The organism is Rhizobium sp. BIGb0125, assembly GCF_024810055.1.
Taxonomy (GTDB): domain Bacteria; phylum Pseudomonadota; class Alphaproteobacteria; order Rhizobiales; family Rhizobiaceae; genus Agrobacterium.
Window position 1 is genome coordinate 104,921 of record NZ_JANUDV010000002.1, and the last position, 21,632, is coordinate 126,552.

Genomic DNA, 21,632 nt, shown 5'->3' on the forward strand with positions numbered 1-21,632 from the left:
CGATTATACGCGGCGTTTTTCTCGACCATTTCACGTTCCACTATCTACGCATTACGGCTTTTGCCAGCGCATTGTGGGTAAATGGTGACGCTTTAGCGCATTTCGGCCGGTGCATCGGCCCCTACGAGGGCCAGTCCGGACTTCAAAACATTCGCGACAGCATTCACCAGCCCAAGTCTGGCAACGCTTAATTCTCGGTTTTTATCGTTAACAAATCGTAATTCAGGCTGATCTTTACCTTTATTCCAGTGTCCGTGGAACGAACTTGCTAGATCATAGAGGTAAAATGCCAGTCTGTGCGGCTCTTGCGAAGAGGCCGCAGATTCGATCAGACGCGGATATTCCGCCAGCTTGGCAATAAGCTGTAACTCATTGACATCGCTGATCAAAGCAGCACCGCCTGCGAGGTCAGCCGTGCTGACGTCGAGATCAGGAAAGGCCTCTTTCGCCTGACGGAAAACAGACATGCAACGTGCGTGAGCATACTGCACATAAAATACCGGATTATCTTTCGATTGCTCCGTTACTTTGGCAAAATCGAAGTCAAGCGGCTCAGAATTCTTGCGATAGAGCATCATGAAGCGAACCGGATCACGGCCGACTTCATCCACAACATCGCGCAGAGTGATGAAGTCACCCGAGCGTTTCGACATCTTGACCGGCTCACCGTCACGGAACAGCTTGACCAGCTGGCACAGCAGAACCGTCAGCTTGGACTTGCCCTCGGAAACAGCACGCGCAACCGCCTCAAGGCGCTTTACGTAGCCACCATGGTCTGCGCCAAGCACATAAACCATTTCAGTAAAACCGCGGTCGAACTTGTCCTTGAAGTAGGCAACGTCAGCCGCAAAATAGGTGTAGCTGCCATCCGACTTGATCAGCGGACGGTCCATGTCGTCACCAACCTCGGTGGAGCGGAACAGGGTCTGTTCGCGGTCTTCCCAATCTTCTGGCAACTGGCCCTTTGGTGGCGGTAGCGTGCCTTTGTAGACATGGCCCTTAAAGGTCAGGTCATTGATGGCCGACAGGATAGGACCGGCATTGCCGGCATGCAGCGTGCGCTCGGAATAGAACACGTCGTGCTTGACGTTCAGCGCTTCCAGATCTTGCCGGATCATCGCCATCATTGCGGTGATGGCCTTGTCCTTGACGATCGGCAGCCATTTTTCTTCCGGCATGGCGCGCAGCTTCATATCGTATTCGTCAGCCAGTTCCTTACCAACAGGCACGAGATAGTCCCCTGGGTAAAGACCCGGTGGAATGGCGCCAACATCTTCACCCAGCGCTTCGCGGTAACGCAGGAATACCGACCGCGCCAGAACCTCGATCTGCGAGCCGGCGTCGTTGATGTAGTATTCCTTGGTCACGTCGTAACCGGCAAATGACAGCACGTTGGCAAGCGTGTCACCGACAACGGCGCCACGGCAGTGGCCAACATGCATCGGGCCGGTCGGGTTTGCCGAAACATATTCGACGTTGACCTTGTGGCCCTCGCCCATTGTCGAGCGGCCAAAATCAATCCCAGCCTCGATCATTGCCGACAGCAGGCGCTGCCAGTAACCGACGGAGACCTTGATGTTGATGAAGCCGGGGCCTGCAACATTGACGTCTGCAACGTCAGGTTCACCCTTCAGCTTCTCGACAATGATTTCCGCCAGGGCGCGCGGGTTGGTACCAAGCGGCTTGGCCAGCACCATTGCAGCATTGGTGGCGACATCGCCATGGCTTGCATCACGAGGGGCTTCAACGGTTACTCGGCCGAAATCAACGGCTGCGCGGTTGTCCTTAACGATATCGATCGTTTCGAGCGCGTTTTTGATTCTGGTATCGAAGTCGGCAAAAAGGTTCATTGCATCCACCTGCGCGAACGGGTTTCCATCCGTATCCATGGTTAAAGAAGTTGAGGCGCTGCCTATCGCAAATCGGGGGTATGGTCAAACAATCGCTGGTGCGCCTTCAGTGCATAACTGTCGGTCATGCCCGCGAGATAATCTCCAACATGCCGTGCCAGCTGCCCTTCGCTGAGGCCAGCGATATGGTCGACCCAATAGTGGCCCTGCATTTCCTTCGGGTCCTGCATGTAGCGTTTGAACAGATCGCAAACGATTTGCGTTGCCCCGGCACGAACGCGCATGATCTCCGGATGGCGGTAGATATGGCCAAACAGCAGCTTCTTGATCTGCTTGTCTGTCTCGGCCATACCTTCAGAAAACGTGGCAATTGTAATGTCGGCGCCGCGCACATCTGCGGCACTCTGCGGATTGACGACAGACAGATTGTGCTGCGTGACGGCAATCACATCCTCAACCATGCGGGTAATCTGCCGGCGCATGATTTCATTGGCGAAACGTTCGCCATCGAGATTTGGATATTTGGCGCGCACCTCATCCATAAGCCCGGCCAGAAACGGCACTTCTTCCAGCATCTCGAAGGTCAGATAACCCGAGCGCAGGCCATCATCGATGTCATGGGTATTATAGGCAATATCATCTGAGATGGCCGCGACCTGCGCCTCAAGGCTGGCAAAGCTGCCAATTTCCAGATCGTTCAGCTTGCAATAATCGACAATCGGCAGTGGAACCGGGCCACGCAGCCCCTGCCCGTTGGCATCGACCAGCGGACCATTGTGTTTGACCAGACCTTCCAGCGATTCCCATGTCAGGTTCAGGCCATCGAAATCAGCGTAGCGGCGCTCCAGCTTGGTGACGATGCGCAGTGACTGGGCGTTATGGTCAAAACCACCATAGGGTTTCAGCATCTCATCCAGTGCATCTTCGCCGGTGTGGCCAAACGGCGTGTGGCCAAAGTCATGCACCAGCGCCACGCCTTCGGCGAGGTCTTCGTCCAGCTTGAGGGCACGCGCCAGCGCACGGGCAATCTGCGCCACTTCAACCGTGTGGGTCAGACGTGTGCGGTAATGGTCGCCATCAGGGCTGATGAATACCTGCGTCTTGTGTTTCAACCGGCGGAACGCCGTTGTGTGCACGATGCGGTCACGGTCGCGCTGGAATTCGGAACGGGTCAGGCTGGATGGTTCAGGAAAAAGGCGGCCGCGTGTCGTCCACGGGTCGGCAGCAAACACTGCCCTTTCACCGCTTCCAAAACCCAATGCACGCTGATCAATTCTCATGTCTCACCCTGTTCTCGACTGCCATTGACGTTTCACACTCACATTCATACCTATGCTAAGGCCTGTCGCATAGTAACGGAAACACAGACTTTTCCTTCAAGCAGGGTATAGACCTCTTCTTTGAGTGTTTTATAATTGCGTTTAAACAAATCTCTCCGGACCTTGACCCCGGCCATGAGGACAACATGACACAGATAGACGTAACCCTTTCCGAATCGGCAGCCAAGAGAATCGCCGAAATCGTCAGCGCAGATGCAGGCAAGCAGGCCCTTCGCGTTTCCGTGGAAGGTGGCGGCTGTTCCGGTTTCTCCTACAAGTTTGACCTTGAGGACACACAGGCCGACGACGACGTGGTGATTGAACGCGACAATGCCAAGGTTCTGATCGACAGCATGTCGCTGATCTACATGGCCGGTTCCGAGATCGACTTCGTCGATAATCTTCTCGGTCAATCGTTTCAGATAAAGAATCCGAATGCGGTTGCAAGTTGCGGATGTGGAACGAGTTTTTCCGTTTAAACCCTTCCTGTGAGTTCAGCGGTAAAACGGGTGTCAATTGCCTTTTCATCGGGTAAAGATAGACCTTGAGAAAAACGGGGTATCCGATGAAAATCGCCACATGGAACATCAACGGCGTCAAGGCACGCATTGAAAACCTTTGCCAGTGGCTGAAGGATTCCAGTCCGGACATCGCCTGCCTGCAGGAAATCAAGTCCGTTGATGAAGGTTTCCCTCGCCTCGAAATCGAAGCTCTCGGCTACCACGTGGAAACACATGGTCAGAAGGGCTTCAATGGCGTTGCGCTTCTTTCAAAGATCAAGCCGGACGAAGTGCGCCGTGGCCTTCCCGGTGATGATACCGATGAGCAGGCCCGCTTCATTGAAGGCGTATTCTCGGTCAAAGGCGGCGTCATTCGCGTCTGTTCGCTTTACCTGCCAAACGGCAACCCGCCGGATGATCCGGTAAAATACCCCTATAAGCTGCGCTGGATGGAGCGTCTGCGTGCCTATGCGGCGCAACGTCTTGAGCTTGAAGAGCCGTTCATTCTGGCCGGTGACTATAACGTCATTCCCGAACCCTATGACTGCCACGACCCGAAAGTCTGGGAAGGTGACGCGCTGTTTCTGCCGCAGACACGGCAGAGTTTCCGCCGTCTGGAAAATCTCGGTTTTGTCGATGCGGCCCGTGCGACAACCGATGCGGCGGGACTTTATTCCTTTTGGGATTATCAGGCTGGGGCATGGCCAAAGAACAACGGCATTCGCATCGACCACCTGATGTTGTCGCCGGAAGCCTCTGACAAGTTGCAGGCTGTTTCGATCGAGAAACATGTGCGCGCCTGGGAAAAGCCATCGGACCATGTGCCGGTTTGCGGTTTCTTCAACTTCGCCAGCTGATCTTATCAGCCTGCGGTCGCGCAGGCTTCATTCACCCATGAATTTATGCATACACATCCGTCGCCACCTCTCAGGTGGCGGCGCTAAAAAGGCGTGAGCTGTTTACAGGGATAATGCTTATCAGGGATCAGTCCAGATTGCCGGAGCGGATGCTCTGGGCAAGCGAGATGGCGTCACGGCGATCTCCCTCACCAGCCACCGCAAAAGCCTGTTCCTGCAAATCCTGAACCCAAGGGCATTCAGAAGGGTTGCAACGATCAAGAGCTGCGGTCATGAAGGCAAGTCCGCGTACGGTCTGGCCTTCCTGGAAGATCACATTGCCAAACACCGACATGGCACCAGCATGGCCGTTGCGGCGCGCCTGGTTTAGCCACTTCTTGGCCTGCATGGCATCCGCGCGACCGCCCTCACCAGCCAGAATCATCTGGGCAAGCTGGAACTGCGCTTCTGCAACGCCAAAGGTCGATGCCACCTGGAAGTAGATCTGGCGGGCCTGCGACATATCAGGCTTTACCGGGCTGCCCGGAATACCATGGCGATAATAGTCGGCCAACGACAGCAGAGCGTTCACGAAGAAGCCTGTGTCTTCAGAACCCGGCTCTACGCCCTGGCTGGCAATTTCATTGTAGATTTTGAAGGCTTCGAAGTCGTTTTTTGCGACACCGTCACCATAGGCATACATGTTGGCCAGTGCCCAACGGGAGCCTGTGTGGCCCTTCTCGGCCGCATAACGATAGGCTTCTACCGCGTCTTCCTTCTTACCGTTCTTGTAGGCCTTGAAGCCGAATTTGAAGAGGTCGAACGGTCCGGATTCCTTCGTGACACCCGCATTGATATCGAATGCAGCTGCTGGCATTGCCAGGGAGGCAATGAGGAAACCCATACACAGGGGTTTCAGGATGTTGGCTTCACGTTTCAACATTTCACCGAACTTCTTTCATTCGTCTCGGCGTATATCCAAGACCGCTGTCACACTGCAAAGACAAACCGCAGTTATTTGCGATTTTCCGAGGCGACTGCGTCTTTCTGGCCGCAGTTATCACTACGCGGTCATTTGGAAGCCGAGTCCAATTCCGTGTTTCACGGGAACAGATATAGGAAACATTTCCGGCAAGATAACGGCGTTTACCAACAGCCTGTTTGGCAGTTGCAATCGATGGAGATGCCCGTCTCCGCTGATAAGCCTTACACCCTGAATTCAAAACCGTTTTCACTTTCACCACGTTCACGGATGCTACGCGACACGCTTGCCCCCCGGCAAAATCGCCACCCGTGAGAATAGCGAAACGCTTCCTTTGTGGCGGGAAATGGACAAATGTGCCTCTCTCTCACCGCGTGCATAAGGTTGCAGAAATGTGTTGCTAAATCGTCACAATTTTGGGCCGCAAAAAAAGAAAGGCCCGGCAGGGACCGGACCTTTCACTTTTCCAATCAGACACCATTCTGCTTCAGTCAATGGCGTCGATCAGAACTTAACCTTGATGCCGGTTGAGATGGCCGCCACGACATCGTTGCCGAAGTCATAACCAGCCTCGTTACCGCAGGTAAAGCCTGCACCGCACGGAGCGCCGGCAATCGACGAACTACCCGAGGTCAAGAGGCCGATAGCACCGGCGATCTTGAATTCGAGATTCTTGTTGGGCGAATAGATGACCTGGGTACCAAGCGTCCAGGTGTCTGTCTGAGTTCCAATGACGGTCGAGGTGCCACGATCCCAGGTGACGCTAACCGCCCCACTCCACTGATCGTTGAACTTGTGGCCAACGCCGCCCGAAACGGTCCAGCCATCACGATAGAAAAGATCAAGCGTGTTTAGCGTATCTGAACCGCTAGGTACGCAGGGCGATGTGCCGACAGCACAAAACGGAATTGTCTGAATCTGGCTCCAGTCGGTCCACTTCACCGAGCCAAAGGCCAACCAGTCAGGCGCAATGCCTGACTGAACCTTGAGTTCAACACTGTCCGGCATGGAAATGGAACCATAGACCGGTACGATTTTGCCACCATACTTCGCCAGCGTTGGAGACAGGCCTGCAGGTGTCTGCGGGACGTTCGTTACGTCTGCAATACCGCTCAGGTCATGATCGACCGCGCTATTGTAAACAAGGCTCGCACGGAAAGCGATTTCTGGAATTTCGTAAGCTACACCTGCACGCCAAGCCCAGCCGTCACCTTCAAGTTCCAATTTGCCGACACCGCTGAAACTCGCCCACGCCGGATTGAGGCCAAGCACAGCCGGTCCGAGAACCTGACGATACTTGTAGCCGCTGATTTCCTGATAGAAACCACCACCAATGATCGAGAAATCACCCTTACCGGCTTCAAACTTCACACGGCAGGTCGCAGCATAGTTATGCGACTTGACCTTGGTGTCGATGTTGTAGCTGGAACCCTGCCAGATGCCGGGATTGAGATCCGCACCCCAAGGCTGCGAATAATCGAACATGCAGTCGCCGAAATCGCCGATTGACGCCTTCATGCCAATGCGCGGCGACCAGAAACTCTCGGAATCGTCAGCAGTCGTAGACCAAGATGCTGGGAGCGGACCACCCTTGGCCGCATTATCTCGCGCATTCTTTACCTTGCGGTGCGGCATCACGAAGGTGCCGGAAGCATCCAAGGCGTAATCTGAAGGTTCGAACAGAAGGTCGATGTTGTAACCACCGCGCTCCAAACCGCCAGCAAAGGACGGCGATGCAACAATGCTGCCTGCGACGAGGCACAATGCGCCTTTAATAAATCCACGTTTTGCCATCTCTCTCCCCAAACAAGGCAATGTGATGGTGAAACAGTGAAGCTGTTCGCCCAAAATGACAATGCCAGAATTTTGCCTGCTACCTTTAGATTAGCTCAAAAGTTTTACGTAAGTTTTTGATAAATCCAAAAAAAATCAAGCCATTTGGGACGAGATTCCAACATAATTAGAATTTTAGACAAAACGCAGAAATAAATTCTACCGAACCCGCAAACTGTAACATTATCACTACAGCTTGGGCATTCGGGAAAATATCGCGAAAAACTGTAACATCCGATACAGTTTTCGGCTTTTCTCGAGATTTGCCAACCGTTTGACGTGGCAAGATCTGGAATGGGCTCACGCCTTAATCGCGAAACACTGGAGGGTAAGGCCAGCACGCCAGCGCCCTGTCCTTACCAACGTCAGGCAACAAAAAAGGCGCATCCCTTTCAGAATGCGCCTTCGTTATTCGTTGCTCTGTGCAGCGGATCAGCTGGCCTCGTTAACCCGTGTCAGCGCGGTCTTGAGGTTGGCGATCTGTACTTCCAGCTCGGCGTTGCGCTCACGGTCTGCAGCAACAACTTCCGGATCGGCATTGGCAATAAACTTCTCGTTGCCAAGCTTCTTGGCAATACGGTCAATTTCAGCCTCAGCCTTGCCGATTGCCTTTTCGAGACGGGCCTTTTCAGCCGCGACGTCGATCAGGTTGCCAAGCGGCAGGCAGGCCGTTGCCTCACCGACGATGATCTGTGCCGAACCCTTCGGTGCGGTGCTGGCCAGCGTGATGTTTTCTGCACGTGCCAGACGGCGAATGGCAGCGTCATGACGCTCCAGACGCGACTGCGTCACGCCATTGGCACCAACGACAACCAGCGGCGCTGTTGCACCCGGCGGTACGTTCATTTCAGAACGGGCCGAACGAATGCCGGTGACGAGATCAACCAGCCAGTTGATTTCGGCCGCAGCAGCGGTGTCGGTGAATTCTGGTGTTGGCCAAGCGGCATGGCACAGCAGACCGTCACGGCTTTCGCCTTCTTCGACCGTATGCGCCCACAGCTCTTCCGTCATGAATGGCATGAACGGATGCAGCAGCTTGTAGATTTCGTCCAGAACATAAGCCGCGCACGCCTGTGCTTCGGCCTTTGCCTTTTCGTCGTCACCGCTGAAGACAGGCTTGAGCAGTTCCAGATACCAGTCGCAGAACTGGTTCCAGACAAAGCGGTACAGCGAGCTTGCAGCATCGTTGAAGCGATAGTTGCCGATGGCTTCCGTTACCTCATTTGCCGTAACGGCAAGTTCGGTCAGGATCCAGCGATTGATGGTCAGCGTGGTTGTTTCCGGCAGGAAGTCCGGATCACGCTTCACGCCGTTCATTTCCGCAAAGCGTGTCGCATTCCACAGCTTGGTGCCGAAGTTACGATAACCGGCGATGCGGGCAGGATCGAGTTTCACGTCGCGGCCCTGCGCTGCCATGATTGACAGCGTAAAGCGCAGCGCATCCGCACCATATTCATCGATCAGTTCCAGAGGGTCGATGACGTTGCCCTTGGACTTCGACATCTTCTGGCCGTTCTTGTCGCGAACCAGCGCGTGGATATAGACCGTGTGGAACGGCTCAACCGGCACACCGGCGTCATCCTTCATGAAGTGCAGACCCATCTGCATCATGCGAACGACCCAGAACGGAATGATATCAAAGCCGGTTACCAGAACATCTGTCGGGTAATAGCGTGCCAGTTCCGGTGTCTGCTCGGGCCAGCCAAGCGTCGAGAATGGCCACAGTGCCGACGAGAACCAGGTGTCGAGAACGTCTTCGTCACGGGTCAGGATTTCACCCGGCTTGAAGTTTTCAAGCTTTTCCTCAACCCAGGCCTTCCATGGACCTTCGTGAGAAATGTAGTGCTGGATCGCAGCCTGCAGGGCTTCTTCTTCCGTCTTCTCGACGAAAACCTGGCCATCAGGACCGTACCATGCCGGGATCTGGTGACCCCACCACAGCTGGCGCGAGATGCACCATGGCTCGATGTTTTCCAGCCAGTTGAAATAGGTCTTTTCCCAGGACTTCGGAACGAATTTGGTGCGGCCATCACGAACGGCCTCAATAGCAGGGCCAGCCAGCGTCTTGTTGTCGACCCACCACTGTTCCGTCAGGCGCGGTTCGATCGGCACGCCGCCACGGTCGCCATGGGGCACCATGTGCTTGTGCGGCTCGATCTTGTCGAGAAGGCCGGCATCCTCGAAAATCTCGACGATGATCTTGCGGGCGGCAAAGCGGTCCTGCCCTTCCAGGCGATCCCAGGCACCGTGAAGTGCTGCCGGATGGTCGAGACCTTCCAGGAAGTCTTCATTGTCCTTGATGGTGACAGTGCCGTCGACATTGAGAATGTTGATGGCGCGCAGGCCTGCACGCTTGCCAACTTCAAAGTCGTTGAAATCGTGGGCGGGCGTGATCTTGACCGCGCCGGTACCGGCTGTCGGATCAGCATAGTCATCGGCAACAATCGGGATCTTGCGGCCAACGATCGGCAGGACGACGTGCTTGCCGACGATTGCCTTGTAACGCTCGTCTTCCGGGTTCACCGCAATGCCGGTATCGCCCAGCATGGTTTCCGGGCGGGTCGTGGCAACCACGATATAATCGCGGGTTTCATATTCCGTGGGCTTGCCGTCTTCATCAAAGGCAACCGGGTACTGATAGGTAACGCCCTTTTCCAGCGGATAACGGAAGTGCCAGAGATTGCCCTTCACTTCCAGCTGCTCAACTTCCATGTCGGAAATTGCCGTCAAAAGCTTGGGGTCCCAGTTCACAAGGCGCTTGTCCTTGTAGATCAGGCCATCCTTGTAGAGGCTGACGAAAACTTCCAGAACAGCCTGCGACAGGCCTTCATCCATGGTGAAACGTTCGCGCGACCAGTCACAGGAGGCGCCAAGACGCTTGAGTTGGTTGAAGATCAACCCGCCGGATTCAGCCTTCCATTCCCAGACCTTGTCGATAAAGGCTTCACGGCCCATCTCGCGACGGCCAGGCAGCTTCTGTTCGGCCAGCTTGCGTTCAACCACCATCTGCGTGGCAATGCCAGCATGGTCCATGCCCGGCTGCCACAGCACGTCCTTGCCTCGCATGCGCTCAAAACGGATCATGATGTCCTGAAGCGTATTGTTCAGGGCATGACCCATGTGCAGCGAGCCGGTGACGTTTGGCGGCGGGATGACAATTGTGAAGGTTTCAGCGCCGGGTGCCGCGTTGGCACCGGCACGAAACGCATTGGCATCGTCCCATGCTTTGGCGATTTTCGGTTCAACCGAAGCGGAATCGTAGGTCTTTTCGAGCATTTCCTGACCTGAAATTTTGAGTTCTTGTATTTGTTTTTAAATAAGGATGGGCGGTAGAGAGTCAACAGAAAGTGGCATATTCAACCAAAACTACTGCCCGACCGGGCGACCATTGCAGCTTCCCGGCATCGGGCATCGCCTTGCAGGTGAAAGAGCGGGCTTAGGCGTAACATCCAATCCCGTTCAGGAACAGAATCAGGTTCATCCCATACTGAGTCAACAAAATGACCTATCCCGTTGTTTTCTCATATCTGGTGAGGAAATTACACCCCCCAACAGCCAGAAACCAGTGCAACAAAAAAAGCCGCTCCGAGACCGGCGCGGCTTTTGTTTAACCTTGATGGAAATTAGCGGCGTGGGCCGCGCGCCACGCGCTCGATTTCCTCACGCACCAGACGCTCCACCAGCGTTGGAAGGTTATCTTCCAGCCAGTCCTGCAGCATCGGCTTCAACATTTCCTGCGCCATGTCTTCGATGGAGCGACGCTCAACACCGTTGAACACGTCGGCCAATTCGTTGAACGAGCGGGCAATCTGCGCACCGGCTTCAACGGAAATCAGGCTGGACAGGGCAGATGGCACCTCGGCAACCGGTTCCGCTACAGGCTCGACAAACTGCATTGTCTCTGCGACTGGCGCAGGGTTTACTACCGGCGCGCTGGCCTCGTGAACGTCGGCAAGCTCAAGCGCCTGCTCGAAGGTTTCTTCGTCCCAGGCAACAGCCGGTGCGCTTTGCACGGCTGGCGTTTCACGAACCGGGAACGGTGAAATGGTCGCCTGTCTTTCTTCGCTGAAAAACGGCTGCGATGGGCGCGAAATTTCGGCTGCGGTATCGTCGATCGAACCACGCAGTTCCGCCATGCGGGCAGCCATCACAGGGCTTTCATAAGCGGCATGTGCAGCCACCGGCTTTGCTTCCGGCTTGTCCTGCAATGTTTCAGCGGTCAGCGCGCTCAAGGCCGGTTCCAGCGTGCGGCCGGTGGCGGCCCTCACCCGGGCTGCAACATCGGCAAGCGACATGGCCTTTTCTGGAACGGGTTGCGCTGCCGCGCCATGGGTCTGGTTTGCAGCGGGCGGCACGTGGGGCGGCGGGCTTGTCATCTCGCCACGGCGCTCGGCGGATGAAGCCGGGTTGCCAGCCTGCGTGAAAGCGATACCAAAATCGTCGTCGCTCTCATCGTCGTAAACAGGAGGAAGCTTGCCAGCAAAAGCGCCAGACGGGCCAGGCTCATTGCTTTCGATGATACGGCGGATCGACGCCAGGATTTCTTCCATGGACGGTTCACGCGCTACACTTGGCTGAGCCATTTCTATCCCCGTTTTCCATTGCTATTTATTGGCTGGGGCAAACACGAAACACGCCCCGAATCACCGCTAGTTTATGGCAGTGCGAATCGGAACTGAATGACCCTTTTGACGGGAATTGCCGCGATACACAGATTATTGTTGTGGAAAAACAGAAAAGCCCGGTCAAAACCGGGCCTTTGTTTATCCGTGAACAAGCAGCATCTGCCTGATCAGAATACGAATTCCTTGGCCTTCTGGAAGCCTGGAAGTGGCTTGACCGAGGCGTTGAATGAGGTCGTTACCGAGATGCCTGTGGCGGCGCGGCTGTAGACAGTTGCCTTTGCGGAGTTGCCGTAACCGACAACAGTTACAAGGCGGCCACCGTCACGAAGCTGGTCGAGAAGTGCGTCTGGAATAAATTCTACGGCACCATTTACGAAGATGAGATCGTAAGGTGCTTCGCTGGCATAGCCCTTTTCCAGGTCGGAAACGACGGCTGCAACATTGTCATAACCCAGCTTGGCAAGGGTTTCCGTTGCCGCTTCCACCAGCTTTTCATCATTGTCGATTGCAACGACCGAACCGGCCAGTTGCGACAGAACTGCTGAGACGTAACCGGTGCCGCAACCAACTTCCAAAACAACGTCGTCCTTGGTGATGGCGGCCAGCTGCAACAGCTTTGCCAGAGGCGAAGGTGCGGTTAGGTAACGGGCCGGACGGCCATCAGAGGCGGGACAGATCTGCACGTTTTCATCGCGGTAAGCGATGGTCTGCTGCGCTTGCGGCACGAATGCTTCACGCGGCACATTCACAAATGCCATGAGCACGGAATGCGACGTTACATCGGTCGTGCGGATTTGGCTATCGACCATGTTCACACGTGCTTTTTCGAAATCCATCATATCGTATCGCCTCAGTAGAAATTCGAAACGAGCGCATAAACGCTGTTTCCTTGCGATACGTCTTAATTGGCGATGCCTGCGCTTTCAAGCGTGCGTGTCGCACAGTGACGATAAAAACAACCGGCTAGCCGATAATTTTTCCAAACATGCTCAGATGAGCGGCACGGTGATGTAAAGGCATGTCAGAATAACGGCACCAAACATCGAAACTTCGATCAAACTGTCGCGCATTTAATCAACCCTCCGTGGGACCCTATGTCCTTGAGAAAAAGAACGGACAATGTGAATTTTGGTTCCACGCTCTCGCCACGGAATAGCCACCTGCCCGCCTCTATTCTTAACGGGTGAACATAGCCAGGGCGTGACAGTGCCAACTGGTGTGATACGCGACTGTGTAAACCGCTAATGTCATCAAGGTTTGCGCCCAGTTCAGCCCCTCCTACGACTTGCGCCGAGGCCGCCTGTATGGGTTAAAGGACTGCAAATCCCTATACCTCAAGGAAGAACACCATCGACGAGTTTGACAAACCCGACACGGAGCCAAGAAAGAAGCCGCTCTGGCCATGGTTGTTGCTGCTGGTGGTGACGCTGGTGCTGATTTACGCCTATTTCGTCTGGGTCTGGACGATCGACTACATCTTCTCGGGCGCGAGCGACCTGTTTCAAGCGCTTGAATGGGTGCTGAACTTCCTAGACGAACAAAAGGCAGGACAGGATTAGAGGATACTGATGTCAGCATTATACCGGACTAAACCGGGCGACAGCATCGAATACCGCTGTTGTCACTCCCAGACATCAACCACAAGGAATGTGCCCCGGTTTTCGTGACCCATTATCTTGACGGTGATCCAGCAGTCGCCACGCAGGATCATTCTTTGAGCCTCAGCCGACATAGAGCCGTTGTTCAGCATCTCTTCGAGCGACTGACGGTTTTTCGCATCAGTGAAGAATTCGTCACCCTCATCCCCTACGTCTCTGAGGTCATAGACATGATAGTTTGCCCGGTCTTGGCGAATAATCTGCCACGGTTTCGTCAGTGACGTTCCGTTGGAATTGTTAAGGTCGTTTGCGCCGATGTAGGCGGTGTAGGAATCGATTACATCAGCTTTTACAACGCGTGTCTTCGATTGGGCGCCTGCAACGCTGGAACTGGCAAAAAGCACGACGACCAGAGCAATATAGAGTTTCATATCTGTCTCCTGAGACAAACACTTCTTGGCAGTATGCCCGAGGGTAATCCACTCTTTCCCATGGTAAGGGTTAATGTTCTTCGCCGCTGCAACTGGACAAGCAGCATGTGCGCTTCAGTTTCTCCTCGAAGGAGAGCCAAAGACATGACAGACGTTACAGCCCTACCGAGCCTTGATCTCAACCGCTATCTTGGCCGGTGGTAAGAAATTGTCCGCTTGCCGTTGAAATATGAAGACGATGCCGCAACTGACATCACGGCACGTTACTCCCTCGAAGAGAACGGCGCTATTCGCGTTGACAACAGATGTTTCGACAAAGATCAGCAGCCAGCTCAGGCTGTCGGCGAGGCAAAGCCGGTTGACGAGACACATGCAAAGCTGAAGGTCAGTTTTCTTCCTGCCGCCCTGCGCTGGCTGCCGTTTACCGATGGCGATTACTGGGTACTCAAGATCGATCCCGACTATAGTGTCGCGCTGGTCGGCACGCCTGACCGTCAGTTTCTATGGGTTCTGGCACGCGAGAGTTCGATTCCCGCAGAAACGCTGGAAGACTATCTTGCTGAGGCACGCCGGCAAGGCTTTGATCTGACGAAGATGATCATCCCCCGCCACACCGGGCGCGACGTGACCGATGCCATGCTTCTAGAAAAATAGCAGTCAAAGCTTCTTGTGCATCGTCCCGACCGCCCGCGGCACCGTGGGCGCTGACGGCTTTTGCCGACTTCGAAACTGGTAAGTCCAGCTAACCAGCCTGTGCAGCATTAGGCGGGTAATTTAAACGCTCTAACACCGTTACACTCATTGCCGATTGGGAAGGAGATGTGGGGCTTGGTAAAAGATAAGCCCCATTACAGGTTAAGAGCAGCCCCGAAACGTGAAGACAGCCTTTCCCGATCGACGCCACTGCTGACGCGCCATGCGCGCAGTTGACCTTGAAAACATGGAAGGTTTAAGACATGACGATCTACAAAATTGCTCGATCTTGGACGATCATCGCGACGCTTGCATTTGCTGCGTCATCGGCCCATGCCAACGCTGGCACGGCGGTCAGCACTGATGTGACGGCCCGCAACGAGACCATCGTAAAGCAGGCATTTGAAGACTGGGCAGAACGAGGCGGAGCTTTCACGCGCGTCGTTTCACCTGATGTCGAATGGACAGTTCGCGGCTCGGGTCCCTACTCGCGCACCTATAGCGGCCTGGACAGTTTCGTAAACGATGCTTCCGCCCCTGTTCTGTCGCGGCTGAGTACCCCGCTTAAACCGGTGGTCAAAAAAATCTGGGCGGTGGATGACGACGTGATCGTGCGGTTCGACGCTTCCGCCACGACAACCACCAATGACACCTACAGCAACGAATATCTCTGGATATTGACCATGAAAGATGGCCTCGTTGTCAAATCCGAGGCCTTTCTGGATATGGGGCTCTATCAAGACCTAGTGGACGGCGCCCCTACGCGCACCAACTGATCCAGCCGTTGGTAAAGAGACGTTGGTTACCCTGCGGCAGCTTGGTTCGGGGTAACCAGCGGTGCATCAGAGGCCAGAACCTGCCTTACAACGCGCAAGGCGCCTCCATATAGTATTTCAGGTTCGTCTGCGCTCGGAGCTGTCCAATATGCCTTGCTCTCTTCTGCCATGTAGTCCGCATATGGTCTGTTGCGATCAGCTTTCGCGATCAAGGCAAAATCACCGCAGTAGATGCTGGCTTCGCCGGTCGGTTCCAGCTCGAAAACATGGGCATCGGGCCGGTACTGGCGTTGAAAGGCAAAGGCCATATCGACTGTTTCGAACACAAATACACAATTGAGGCGTGACGGACGTTGAGGGGCAAGTGCCAACCTCGCTGTTTCCAGTGCGACTTCCCACAGTATTATTTCAACGTGAGATACGGCTTTAACTGCGGTTTCGGGACCAAACAAACGGACTGTTGTCCCCCAATTGCCGGGCTCGATAGTAGCGCCCACAGCATGTTCAATACTGCTTACGTGATAATACATTCAATTCCTCAAGGTGGCCCGTGTAATATTTGGACAACCCACGGCATGATCGTATAGCGCAAGGTCTTGCGAGGGGAGTGTCTTTGCGCAAATCCGTATCAGAAGCCAGAATAAAGTCCAGAGGACATTTTCAAGGCAATCGATTATGTGAGAAGGTCTGTTTATTCATGAAAATCATACAAAAATTCTCGATGCCTTAAGTACTGTTGCAATCATCATCAGAAAAATTTGAGCAAGGCAAAGAGTTCGAGGCCGCGACGCCAGTGGACCGCCAGAGTTAGCAAAAGGTTTGCCTGCCTCTCCCAGGTGTAAAACCCGTCTCGGCTGCTTAATGCGCGCGATGACACTGCCGCCGCTTTTAGCTTTTAGCCGCCAGCGCCACTTGGACGGGTCGCATTTGTCAGGATGCCACCTGATCGGCACAACGGAGCTCTGCCGCCCCCCTTCCCGAATGACAACTCGGATTTCCCTTGCTATTGTCACGCAAAGCGCGGCTATCTTTTGCTTTGAAGAGGAGATTCGAATGGCCAAGGGTCAAGTTAGAAGCAACAAAGAAGTACGCAAACCCAAGAAGGATAAGGCTGCACCGGTCGCCGCCGCTCCTACTCTGGGTGCACGGGCTGTAGAGGCCAGCAAGCAGAAGAAGCCGCAGTAATCTTGCGCCACAACGCTCGCATCAACTGATCGTTCAACCGGCAGCGCAAGGTGAACCCCAGCACTGCCGGCTCTCGTCAATCGTTCCGGCTATCTGCGGCCTCGGCTAGCGTTTTGAAGCCGCGTCTCCTACACTTACTGGAAGAATTATCCTGAAATGCTCTAATGGCAATACTGAGCTGAAGCGCGGCGGATTCAGCTGTTTCCTTTGAACCATTCGCATAAAGGCTGTCAGTTTGCTGCAAATAATAGAGGTTGGTTGCGATATCTCTGAATATCAAATGGCGGAGCACGGCTTCGTCCGTATGGCTCCAGATCTCATGTTTTTCAAACATATGATGTCACGTCTTGCGACGTTTTTCTGAGGGGACTTCGAACTTCCTGGGCGATATTGCCATGTTTGGAAGTCAATGGCCTGGTTGATGTATCTGTAAAATTGAGACCGCTAGCGGTCGGGTCGTTTAATCAGTCGCAGCCGATGCTCGAGAAGCCTGTACTGCGTTAAATAGTTGGTCCAGCAGGATATCGGCTTCCCGTCTGGTTGTACCCATACGGGCTTTGAACCCACGAATTCTAATGCCATTCACAACTTCATTCATGGCGTTTTTCAGCATGTAAAGTTCATGCTGTGTTAGATCGACGGTTACACCATCAGGTTTGATTTCAATGTTACGCATATAGACCCCCGTTTATGGTTGGACGAAACTAAGCCTTTCAGTCTTTCGGAATTCAATCATTCTCTGCTTGTCTTCTGCACGCCCCTGCGGCCTGCTGAACTTGTCTCAAAAGGATATCGGTTTTCCGTCTGGTTGCACCCACACGGGCTCTAAAACCACGGATTCGAAGGCCATTCAAAATCTCATTCATGGCGTTGTTTAGAATCCGGAATTCATTGAGTGTCAGATCGACGGTCGCTCTGTCAGGTTTGTTTTCAATGTTACGCATGTAAATTCCCGTTGATGATGGTGATGATAGAGTTTCGGTTAGAAATGTTCGTTGTTGGAATGACTGCACGGCAAGCCAAGATCACAGACATTCTCGCAACAAACAGTCTCTCTTCAGGTCCACTGAAACCAACAGGGCATAAGTCAAGCATCTGATGTTATTTATAAATATTCGGAAATTTCCCGAATTTGAATCACGGCAGAGATTTCGAGTTGTACGAAGAGAGGTCCTTCACTCTCTTGGAGTTCAATCAGTCACAACCGGTCTTCGGCAGTCCTGTATCGCGAGTTGAACCTCTCTGAAAAGCGTCAAAAACTCACCCATGGTCGTACCCACACGGATGCTAATGCTGGCATCGCCGAGTGCATCCAGAGTTTCGTTGATCGCATTTTTCAGAATGACAAGTTCATGCAGTGTTAGTTCGACGGTTGCGCCGTCAGGCCTGATTTCAATATTGCGCATATAACTATCCCCTTCATGTTGAAGATAAACAGATGTCGATAAGGGATGTTCGTTGCCTGAATATCTGCGATCCAAGAGACGGTCGCAGAGATGCAAACAACGAACGGCGCTGGCCAACAGATGACTGAGGCAAGCAGTTTTGGATTTTTTTGGGAATTTTTCGCGTTCAGGGCGGATAAAGTTGATCGCGCCGACTTATGAAACTGCGAGTGACATGCGTGGCTTTGGTGCCAACGAACTGAGTCAATTAAGAGATGTTGGAGGCCTCGCCCGGAATTGAACCGGGGTTGAAGGATTTGCAGTCCTCTGCGTCACCACTCCGCCACGAGGCCATCGCTAAGCGTATTTTGTTGTGGTTGCCGGGGTTTAGAATAATCCTAAACGATGCGCAAGAGGGTCGTTTTGAATATCAGCTTTTTTTATTTCGAATAATGGTTTTTAGCCTCACGGCACCCGGACGCCAGCCCTTCGGTTGTTGTCCCTATTATTTTCAACCTACAAATTCTTAAGGTTTTGTGCCTATTTTCCAGTTTCACACAAGGATGAGCGTTCACTTATTAAGCGCGATTAAAAACGCGAGGTTGAATGGCATACGATTGGGATGGCGGACGAACGCGCCGCGTCCGCTATATAAAAATACTCCTGCTGATTGCGATCGCAGGGTGCGTAGCGTTACCGCTACTGGCGTCTTTCTAAATAAAAGAGTGGGTGGTGAGTGTTTCTCACCACCCTTTTTTTTGCCTTACCGTTCCGCCCAGCAGAAGAATTTTGATGTCTGACCAATACCGGGGTTCAACACGTTGGCCGGATCGAGCGAGCGGTAGAAAGCCCTAAGTTCAGGTTTGGCCTTATAGAGGTGGCCAACATTGTGTTCGGCCGGATATTCGGCACCACGCCGGTCCAGCAAGTCCCACATTTCATGTTCGATGGCGATCGGGTCATGCCCCTTGCGGACGATATAGTCCTGATGGAAGACATGGCAGAAGAAGTGGCCGTAATAGAGCTTGCTGATCAGCTTGCCCTCTATCGATTCTGGCAAGGCTTCCAGCCAGTCGTCGTCGTTACGGCGCAGTGCAATGTCGAGGGCTACAATGTCCTCCACCGAACTGCGATGGGTATCGCGGTACCGGATGGCGGCACCGGCAATGGCGAAGCGGTGCAGAAAGGCCTTGCGCCCCTCCTCTGCATCACATTCGAAGAAGTCACCTTCCCGGTTGGCAAAATAGCTTTGCAGAAAGGCCTTGGTTTCCGGCGCACTGTCGAGCGAAACCTTGAGCAGCAAATGATGGTCGAACCGCTTGCGAAACTCCCGCATGCGTTTTGGCAGATGGCTTGGCAGCAACGCCATCACCGCCTGCAAAATATGGTCGGTCACACCACGCAGCTTGAACCCTTCAAAAAACGCATCGACCCGGCTTTTCAGCGCAAAGGCAGCCGGCACCTTGTCCGTGCCGAAACGGTCGATCAGCAGGAAGGTGTCCTTGCCGTATTTTTCGCCGATATCGTAAGCGTCGCGGTGAATATATTCACCTGCAATCGGCAGCGTATCAAAGGCGGTCAGCATATGGCGACGCACCGCCGTCAGGTCTGCCGTATCGTTGGAGCCGATGTAAAACACCGCGCTCTTTTCCATCGGAAACGTGTCGAGCCGCACGGCAAACAGGACCAGCTTGCCGGCAGAACCGGACGCCTCGAAATGGCGGGTCACATCGGCATTGAAGCGGGCCGGTGTTGGCGCATCGACCTGGCGCACATGCTGGGCATAGTTCTGGTCTGATGCGACGAGCGTCGGATCATTGACGATATCGTCCGGGCTGTAGGCGCCCTTTTCCAGCCGTGACAGAATATCTTCCGGGTTGTCACCCAGCTTAACGCCGAGGTGATTGACGAGGTGCAGTTCACCCGCCTCATCCACCTGGCCATAAAGGGCCAGCTGGGTATAGGCCGGTCCGCGTCGCACCAGCGAGCCGCCGGAATTGTTGCAGATGCCGCCGAGTACCGAGGCACCGATGCAGGATGAACCGATAACTGAATGCGGTTCGCGCCCCAGCGGTTTCAGTGTCTGTTCCAACCGGTCGAGCGTCGCGCCGGGCAGGCAGATAACCTGCTTGCCGTCATTGATGACCTGAATGCCCTTCAGGCGCAGTGTCGACACGATAACGATCTCGCGGTCGTAATCATTACCGTCAGGTGTCGAGCCGCCGGTCAGGCCGGTATTGGCGGCCTGCATGATGACGATTCGTCCGGCGGCAACGGCGGCTTTGACGACCCGCCACTGCTCCACCAGCGTTCCCGGCTGTACCACGGCCAGCACGTTGCCATCACCAAAACGGTGCCCCTTGCGGAACCGGCGTGTCGCCTTGGCGGCGGTCAGCACGTGGCCTGCCCCAACAATACCGCCAAATTCGCGCAACAGGGTTGCGGCGTCAGTGTTCAGTGCATGCATCAAAGCTGCCTCATTGCCTTTACCAGCAGGTCAGACGAAATGTCGGAGATGGATTTTGCCCCCGTCAGCGTCATGGCAACGCGCATTTCCTTTTCGAAAAGATTGAGAAGGTTGAGAACCCCCTCCTCACCGGCGGTGGCCAGCGCGTACACAAAGGCGCGGCCAATCATCACCGCATCGGCACCCAGTGCCAGCATACGCACCACATCGAGGCCCGAGCGAATGCCGGAATCGGCGAGGATCTTGATGTCGCCCTTCACCGCGTCAGCAATGGCCGGCAAGGCGCGTGCGGACGACAGGACACCATCCAGCTGGCGGCCACCGTGGTTGGACACAACAATGCCATCGGCACCAAAGGTCACGGCATCCTTGGCATCATCCGGGTCAAGAATGCCCTTGATGATCATCGGGCCTTTCCAGAATTCACGTATCCACTCCAGATCCTTCCAGGAAATCGACTGATCGAAATTGGCGCCAAGCCAGCCGATATAATCAGCCAGGCCGGTTGGTTTGCCGAGATATTTCGAAACGTTGCCGAGATCATGCGGTTTGCCATTGAGGCCCACATCAAAAGCCCAGCGCGGGTGGGTGACCGACTGCCAGTAACGGCGAAGTTCGGCATTGGGGCCGCTCATGCCGGAATGGGCATCACGATAACGGGCGCCCGGCACCGGCATATCGACGGTGAACACCAGCGTTTTCACACCGGCCGCGACCGCACGGTCCAGCACGTTTTTCATGAAACCGCGGTCTTTCAGCACATAAAGCTGGAACCACATCGGGCGGTCGATTTCCGGCGTCACTTCCTCGATCGGGCACACCGACACGGTGGACATGGTGTAGGAAATGCCCTTCTTGGCCGCCGCACGCGCCGCCTGTACCTCGCCACGGCGGGCATACATGCCGCTCAGGCCAACCGGCGCCAACACAACCGGCATGGACAGCTTGTCGTCCCACAGCTGTGTGTTGATGCTAAGATCAGACATGTTTTTCAACACACGCTGGCGCAGTTCGACGTCAGAGAGGTCGCTGACATTGCGGCGCAGCGTATGTTCGGCATAGGCACCGCCATCGATGTAATGGAACAGGAACGGCGGCAGCCGGCGTCGTGCGGCCTCGCGGTAATCTGTAGACGCAGAAATAATCATGGTG

Annotated in this window: 20 protein-coding genes and 1 tRNA gene; 6 read left to right on the forward strand and 15 right to left on the reverse strand. The window is 54.4% G+C overall.

Annotated features, from left to right (window positions below; all coding sequences use genetic code 11):
• Positions 1 to 92: 92 nt before the first annotated feature.
• Entirely contained in the window at positions 93 to 1,850 is a 1,758-nt protein-coding gene (argS, locus tag M2418_RS04550) for an arginine--tRNA ligase (protein ID WP_259145003.1), read from the reverse strand.
• A gap of 62 nt (positions 1,851 to 1,912) precedes the next feature.
• The gene (locus M2418_RS04555; protein WP_259145004.1) at positions 1,913 to 3,130 is read right to left on the reverse strand and encodes a deoxyguanosinetriphosphate triphosphohydrolase; all 1,218 of its coding nucleotides are present in this window, start codon (positions 3,128 to 3,130) and stop codon (positions 1,913 to 1,915) included.
• Positions 3,131 to 3,315: 185 nt separating this feature from the next.
• Here M2418_RS04555 and erpA point away from each other — a divergent pair, with 185 nt between their 5' ends.
• The gene (erpA, locus tag M2418_RS04560; RefSeq protein WP_192487672.1) at positions 3,316 to 3,648 is read left to right on the forward strand and encodes an iron-sulfur cluster insertion protein ErpA; all 333 of its coding nucleotides are present in this window, start codon (positions 3,316 to 3,318) and stop codon (positions 3,646 to 3,648) included.
• 86 nt (positions 3,649 to 3,734) lie between these two features.
• Complete coding sequence (gene xth, locus M2418_RS04565; RefSeq protein WP_250982708.1) at positions 3,735 to 4,526, forward strand: exodeoxyribonuclease III; 792 nt, start codon at positions 3,735 to 3,737, stop codon at positions 4,524 to 4,526.
• Between the two features lie 127 nt (positions 4,527 to 4,653).
• On the opposite strand, the gene exoR is transcribed toward xth, so the two are convergent.
• The 5 genes from exoR to M2418_RS04590 all read right to left on the reverse strand — a co-directional run bounded on the left by exoR (position 4,654) and on the right by M2418_RS04590 (position 12,784).
• The gene (gene exoR / locus M2418_RS04570) at positions 4,654 to 5,448 is read right to left on the reverse strand and encodes an exopolysaccharide production regulator ExoR (RefSeq protein WP_192487670.1); all 795 of its coding nucleotides are present in this window, start codon (positions 5,446 to 5,448) and stop codon (positions 4,654 to 4,656) included.
• Positions 5,449 to 5,991: 543 nt separating this feature from the next.
• Positions 5,992 to 7,281, reverse strand: coding sequence for an OmpP1/FadL family transporter (locus M2418_RS04575; protein ID WP_259145006.1), 1,290 nt, complete (start codon positions 7,279 to 7,281; stop codon positions 5,992 to 5,994).
• A 471-nt stretch (positions 7,282 to 7,752) separates the two neighbouring features.
• On the reverse strand, positions 7,753 to 10,596 hold the full coding sequence (locus M2418_RS04580; RefSeq protein ID WP_259145007.1) for a valine--tRNA ligase: 2,844 nt from the start codon (positions 10,594 to 10,596) through the stop codon (positions 7,753 to 7,755).
• Positions 10,597 to 10,943: 347 nt separating this feature from the next.
• Positions 10,944 to 11,903, reverse strand: coding sequence for a PopZ family protein (locus tag M2418_RS04585; RefSeq protein WP_259145008.1), 960 nt, complete (start codon positions 11,901 to 11,903; stop codon positions 10,944 to 10,946).
• A 209-nt stretch (positions 11,904 to 12,112) separates the two neighbouring features.
• Positions 12,113 to 12,784 (reverse strand): protein-L-isoaspartate O-methyltransferase, encoded by a 672-nt coding sequence (locus tag M2418_RS04590; RefSeq protein ID WP_259145010.1) that lies wholly within the window; start codon positions 12,782 to 12,784, stop codon positions 12,113 to 12,115.
• Between the two features lie 591 nt (positions 12,785 to 13,375).
• Here M2418_RS04590 and M2418_RS04595 point away from each other — a divergent pair.
• Positions 13,376 to 13,504, forward strand: a complete 129-nt coding sequence (locus tag M2418_RS04595; RefSeq protein ID WP_259145011.1) for a hypothetical protein — start codon at positions 13,376 to 13,378, stop codon at positions 13,502 to 13,504.
• A gap of 62 nt (positions 13,505 to 13,566) precedes the next feature.
• On the opposite strand, the gene M2418_RS04600 is transcribed toward M2418_RS04595, so the two are convergent.
• Positions 13,567 to 13,974, reverse strand: coding sequence for a hypothetical protein (locus tag M2418_RS04600; RefSeq protein ID WP_259145012.1), 408 nt, complete (start codon positions 13,972 to 13,974; stop codon positions 13,567 to 13,569).
• A 216-nt stretch (positions 13,975 to 14,190) separates the two neighbouring features.
• Between M2418_RS04600 and M2418_RS04605 the strand changes: the two genes are divergently transcribed.
• A complete protein-coding gene (locus M2418_RS04605; RefSeq protein ID WP_259145013.1) occupies positions 14,191 to 14,628 on the forward strand; it encodes a lipocalin family protein in 438 nt (145 codons plus the stop codon).
• A 302-nt stretch (positions 14,629 to 14,930) separates the two neighbouring features.
• Entirely contained in the window at positions 14,931 to 15,443 is a 513-nt protein-coding gene (locus M2418_RS04610) for a nuclear transport factor 2 family protein (RefSeq protein ID WP_259145014.1), read from the forward strand.
• 26 nt (positions 15,444 to 15,469) lie between these two features.
• Here the strand turns inward: M2418_RS04610 and M2418_RS04615 are convergent, their stop codons facing one another.
• The gene (locus tag M2418_RS04615) at positions 15,470 to 15,973 is read right to left on the reverse strand and encodes a DUF2441 domain-containing protein (protein WP_259145015.1); all 504 of its coding nucleotides are present in this window, start codon (positions 15,971 to 15,973) and stop codon (positions 15,470 to 15,472) included.
• Positions 15,974 to 16,496: 523 nt separating this feature from the next.
• Here M2418_RS04615 and M2418_RS04620 point away from each other — a divergent pair.
• A complete protein-coding gene (locus M2418_RS04620) occupies positions 16,497 to 16,628 on the forward strand; it encodes a hypothetical protein (RefSeq protein ID WP_256435694.1) in 132 nt (43 codons plus the stop codon).
• 460 nt (positions 16,629 to 17,088) lie between these two features.
• On the opposite strand, the gene M2418_RS04625 is transcribed toward M2418_RS04620, so the two are convergent.
• The 6 genes from M2418_RS04625 to lldD form a co-directional block, all read right to left on the reverse strand.
• Positions 17,089 to 17,304, reverse strand: a complete 216-nt coding sequence (locus tag M2418_RS04625; RefSeq protein WP_259145016.1) for a hypothetical protein — start codon at positions 17,302 to 17,304, stop codon at positions 17,089 to 17,091.
• Between the two features lie 52 nt (positions 17,305 to 17,356).
• On the reverse strand, positions 17,357 to 17,572 hold the full coding sequence (locus M2418_RS04630) for a hypothetical protein (protein WP_259145018.1): 216 nt from the start codon (positions 17,570 to 17,572) through the stop codon (positions 17,357 to 17,359).
• A gap of 246 nt (positions 17,573 to 17,818) precedes the next feature.
• Positions 17,819 to 18,034: a hypothetical protein gene (locus M2418_RS04635; protein ID WP_259145019.1), complete on the reverse strand. Its 216-nt coding sequence runs from the start codon at positions 18,032 to 18,034 to the stop codon at positions 17,819 to 17,821.
• Positions 18,035 to 18,292: 258 nt separating this feature from the next.
• A tRNA-Cys gene (locus M2418_RS04640) sits at positions 18,293 to 18,366 on the reverse strand.
• A gap of 410 nt (positions 18,367 to 18,776) precedes the next feature.
• Positions 18,777 to 20,480, reverse strand: coding sequence for a D-lactate dehydrogenase (gene dld, locus M2418_RS04645; protein WP_259145020.1), 1,704 nt, complete (start codon positions 20,478 to 20,480; stop codon positions 18,777 to 18,779).
• Complete coding sequence (lldD, locus tag M2418_RS04650) at positions 20,480 to 21,628, reverse strand: FMN-dependent L-lactate dehydrogenase LldD (RefSeq protein WP_250982722.1); 1,149 nt, start codon at positions 21,626 to 21,628, stop codon at positions 20,480 to 20,482. Before lldD ends, dld begins: the two co-directional genes overlap by 1 nt.
• Between the last annotated feature and the right edge of the window lie 4 nt (positions 21,629 to 21,632).

Excerpts from the sequence above, each read along its gene's own strand:
- argS (WP_259145003.1), bottom strand. The coding sequence starts at position 1,850 with ATGAACCTTTTTGCCGACTTCGATACCAGAATCAAAAACGCGCTCGAA.
- M2418_RS04555 (WP_259145004.1), bottom strand. The coding sequence starts at position 3,130 with ATGAGAATTGATCAGCGTGCATTGGGTTTTGGAAGCGGTGAAAGGGCA.
- erpA (WP_192487672.1), top strand. The coding sequence starts at position 3,316 with ATGACACAGATAGACGTAACCCTTTCCGAATCGGCAGCCAAGAGAATC.
- xth (WP_250982708.1), top strand. The coding sequence starts at position 3,735 with ATGAAAATCGCCACATGGAACATCAACGGCGTCAAGGCACGCATTGAA.
- exoR (WP_192487670.1), bottom strand. The coding sequence starts at position 5,448 with ATGTTGAAACGTGAAGCCAACATCCTGAAACCCCTGTGTATGGGTTTC.
- M2418_RS04575 (WP_259145006.1), bottom strand. The coding sequence starts at position 7,281 with ATGGCAAAACGTGGATTTATTAAAGGCGCATTGTGCCTCGTCGCAGGC.
- M2418_RS04580 (WP_259145007.1), bottom strand. The coding sequence starts at position 10,596 with ATGCTCGAAAAGACCTACGATTCCGCTTCGGTTGAACCGAAAATCGCC.
- M2418_RS04585 (WP_259145008.1), bottom strand. The coding sequence starts at position 11,903 with ATGGCTCAGCCAAGTGTAGCGCGTGAACCGTCCATGGAAGAAATCCTG.
- M2418_RS04590 (WP_259145010.1), bottom strand. The coding sequence starts at position 12,784 with ATGATGGATTTCGAAAAAGCACGTGTGAACATGGTCGATAGCCAAATC.
- M2418_RS04600 (WP_259145012.1), bottom strand. The coding sequence starts at position 13,974 with ATGAAACTCTATATTGCTCTGGTCGTCGTGCTTTTTGCCAGTTCCAGC.
- M2418_RS04610 (WP_259145014.1), top strand. The coding sequence starts at position 14,931 with ATGACGATCTACAAAATTGCTCGATCTTGGACGATCATCGCGACGCTT.
- M2418_RS04615 (WP_259145015.1), bottom strand. The coding sequence starts at position 15,973 with ATGTATTATCACGTAAGCAGTATTGAACATGCTGTGGGCGCTACTATC.
- M2418_RS04620 (WP_256435694.1), top strand. The coding sequence starts at position 16,497 with ATGGCCAAGGGTCAAGTTAGAAGCAACAAAGAAGTACGCAAACCCAAG.
- M2418_RS04625 (WP_259145016.1), bottom strand. The coding sequence starts at position 17,304 with ATGCGTAACATTGAAATCAAACCTGATGGTGTAACCGTCGATCTAACA.
- M2418_RS04630 (WP_259145018.1), bottom strand. The coding sequence starts at position 17,572 with ATGCGTAACATTGAAAACAAACCTGACAGAGCGACCGTCGATCTGACA.
- M2418_RS04635 (WP_259145019.1), bottom strand. The coding sequence starts at position 18,034 with ATGCGCAATATTGAAATCAGGCCTGACGGCGCAACCGTCGAACTAACA.
- dld (WP_259145020.1), bottom strand. The coding sequence starts at position 20,480 with ATGCATGCACTGAACACTGACGCCGCAACCCTGTTGCGCGAATTTGGC.
- lldD (WP_250982722.1), bottom strand. The coding sequence starts at position 21,628 with ATGATTATTTCTGCGTCTACAGATTACCGCGAGGCCGCACGACGCCGG.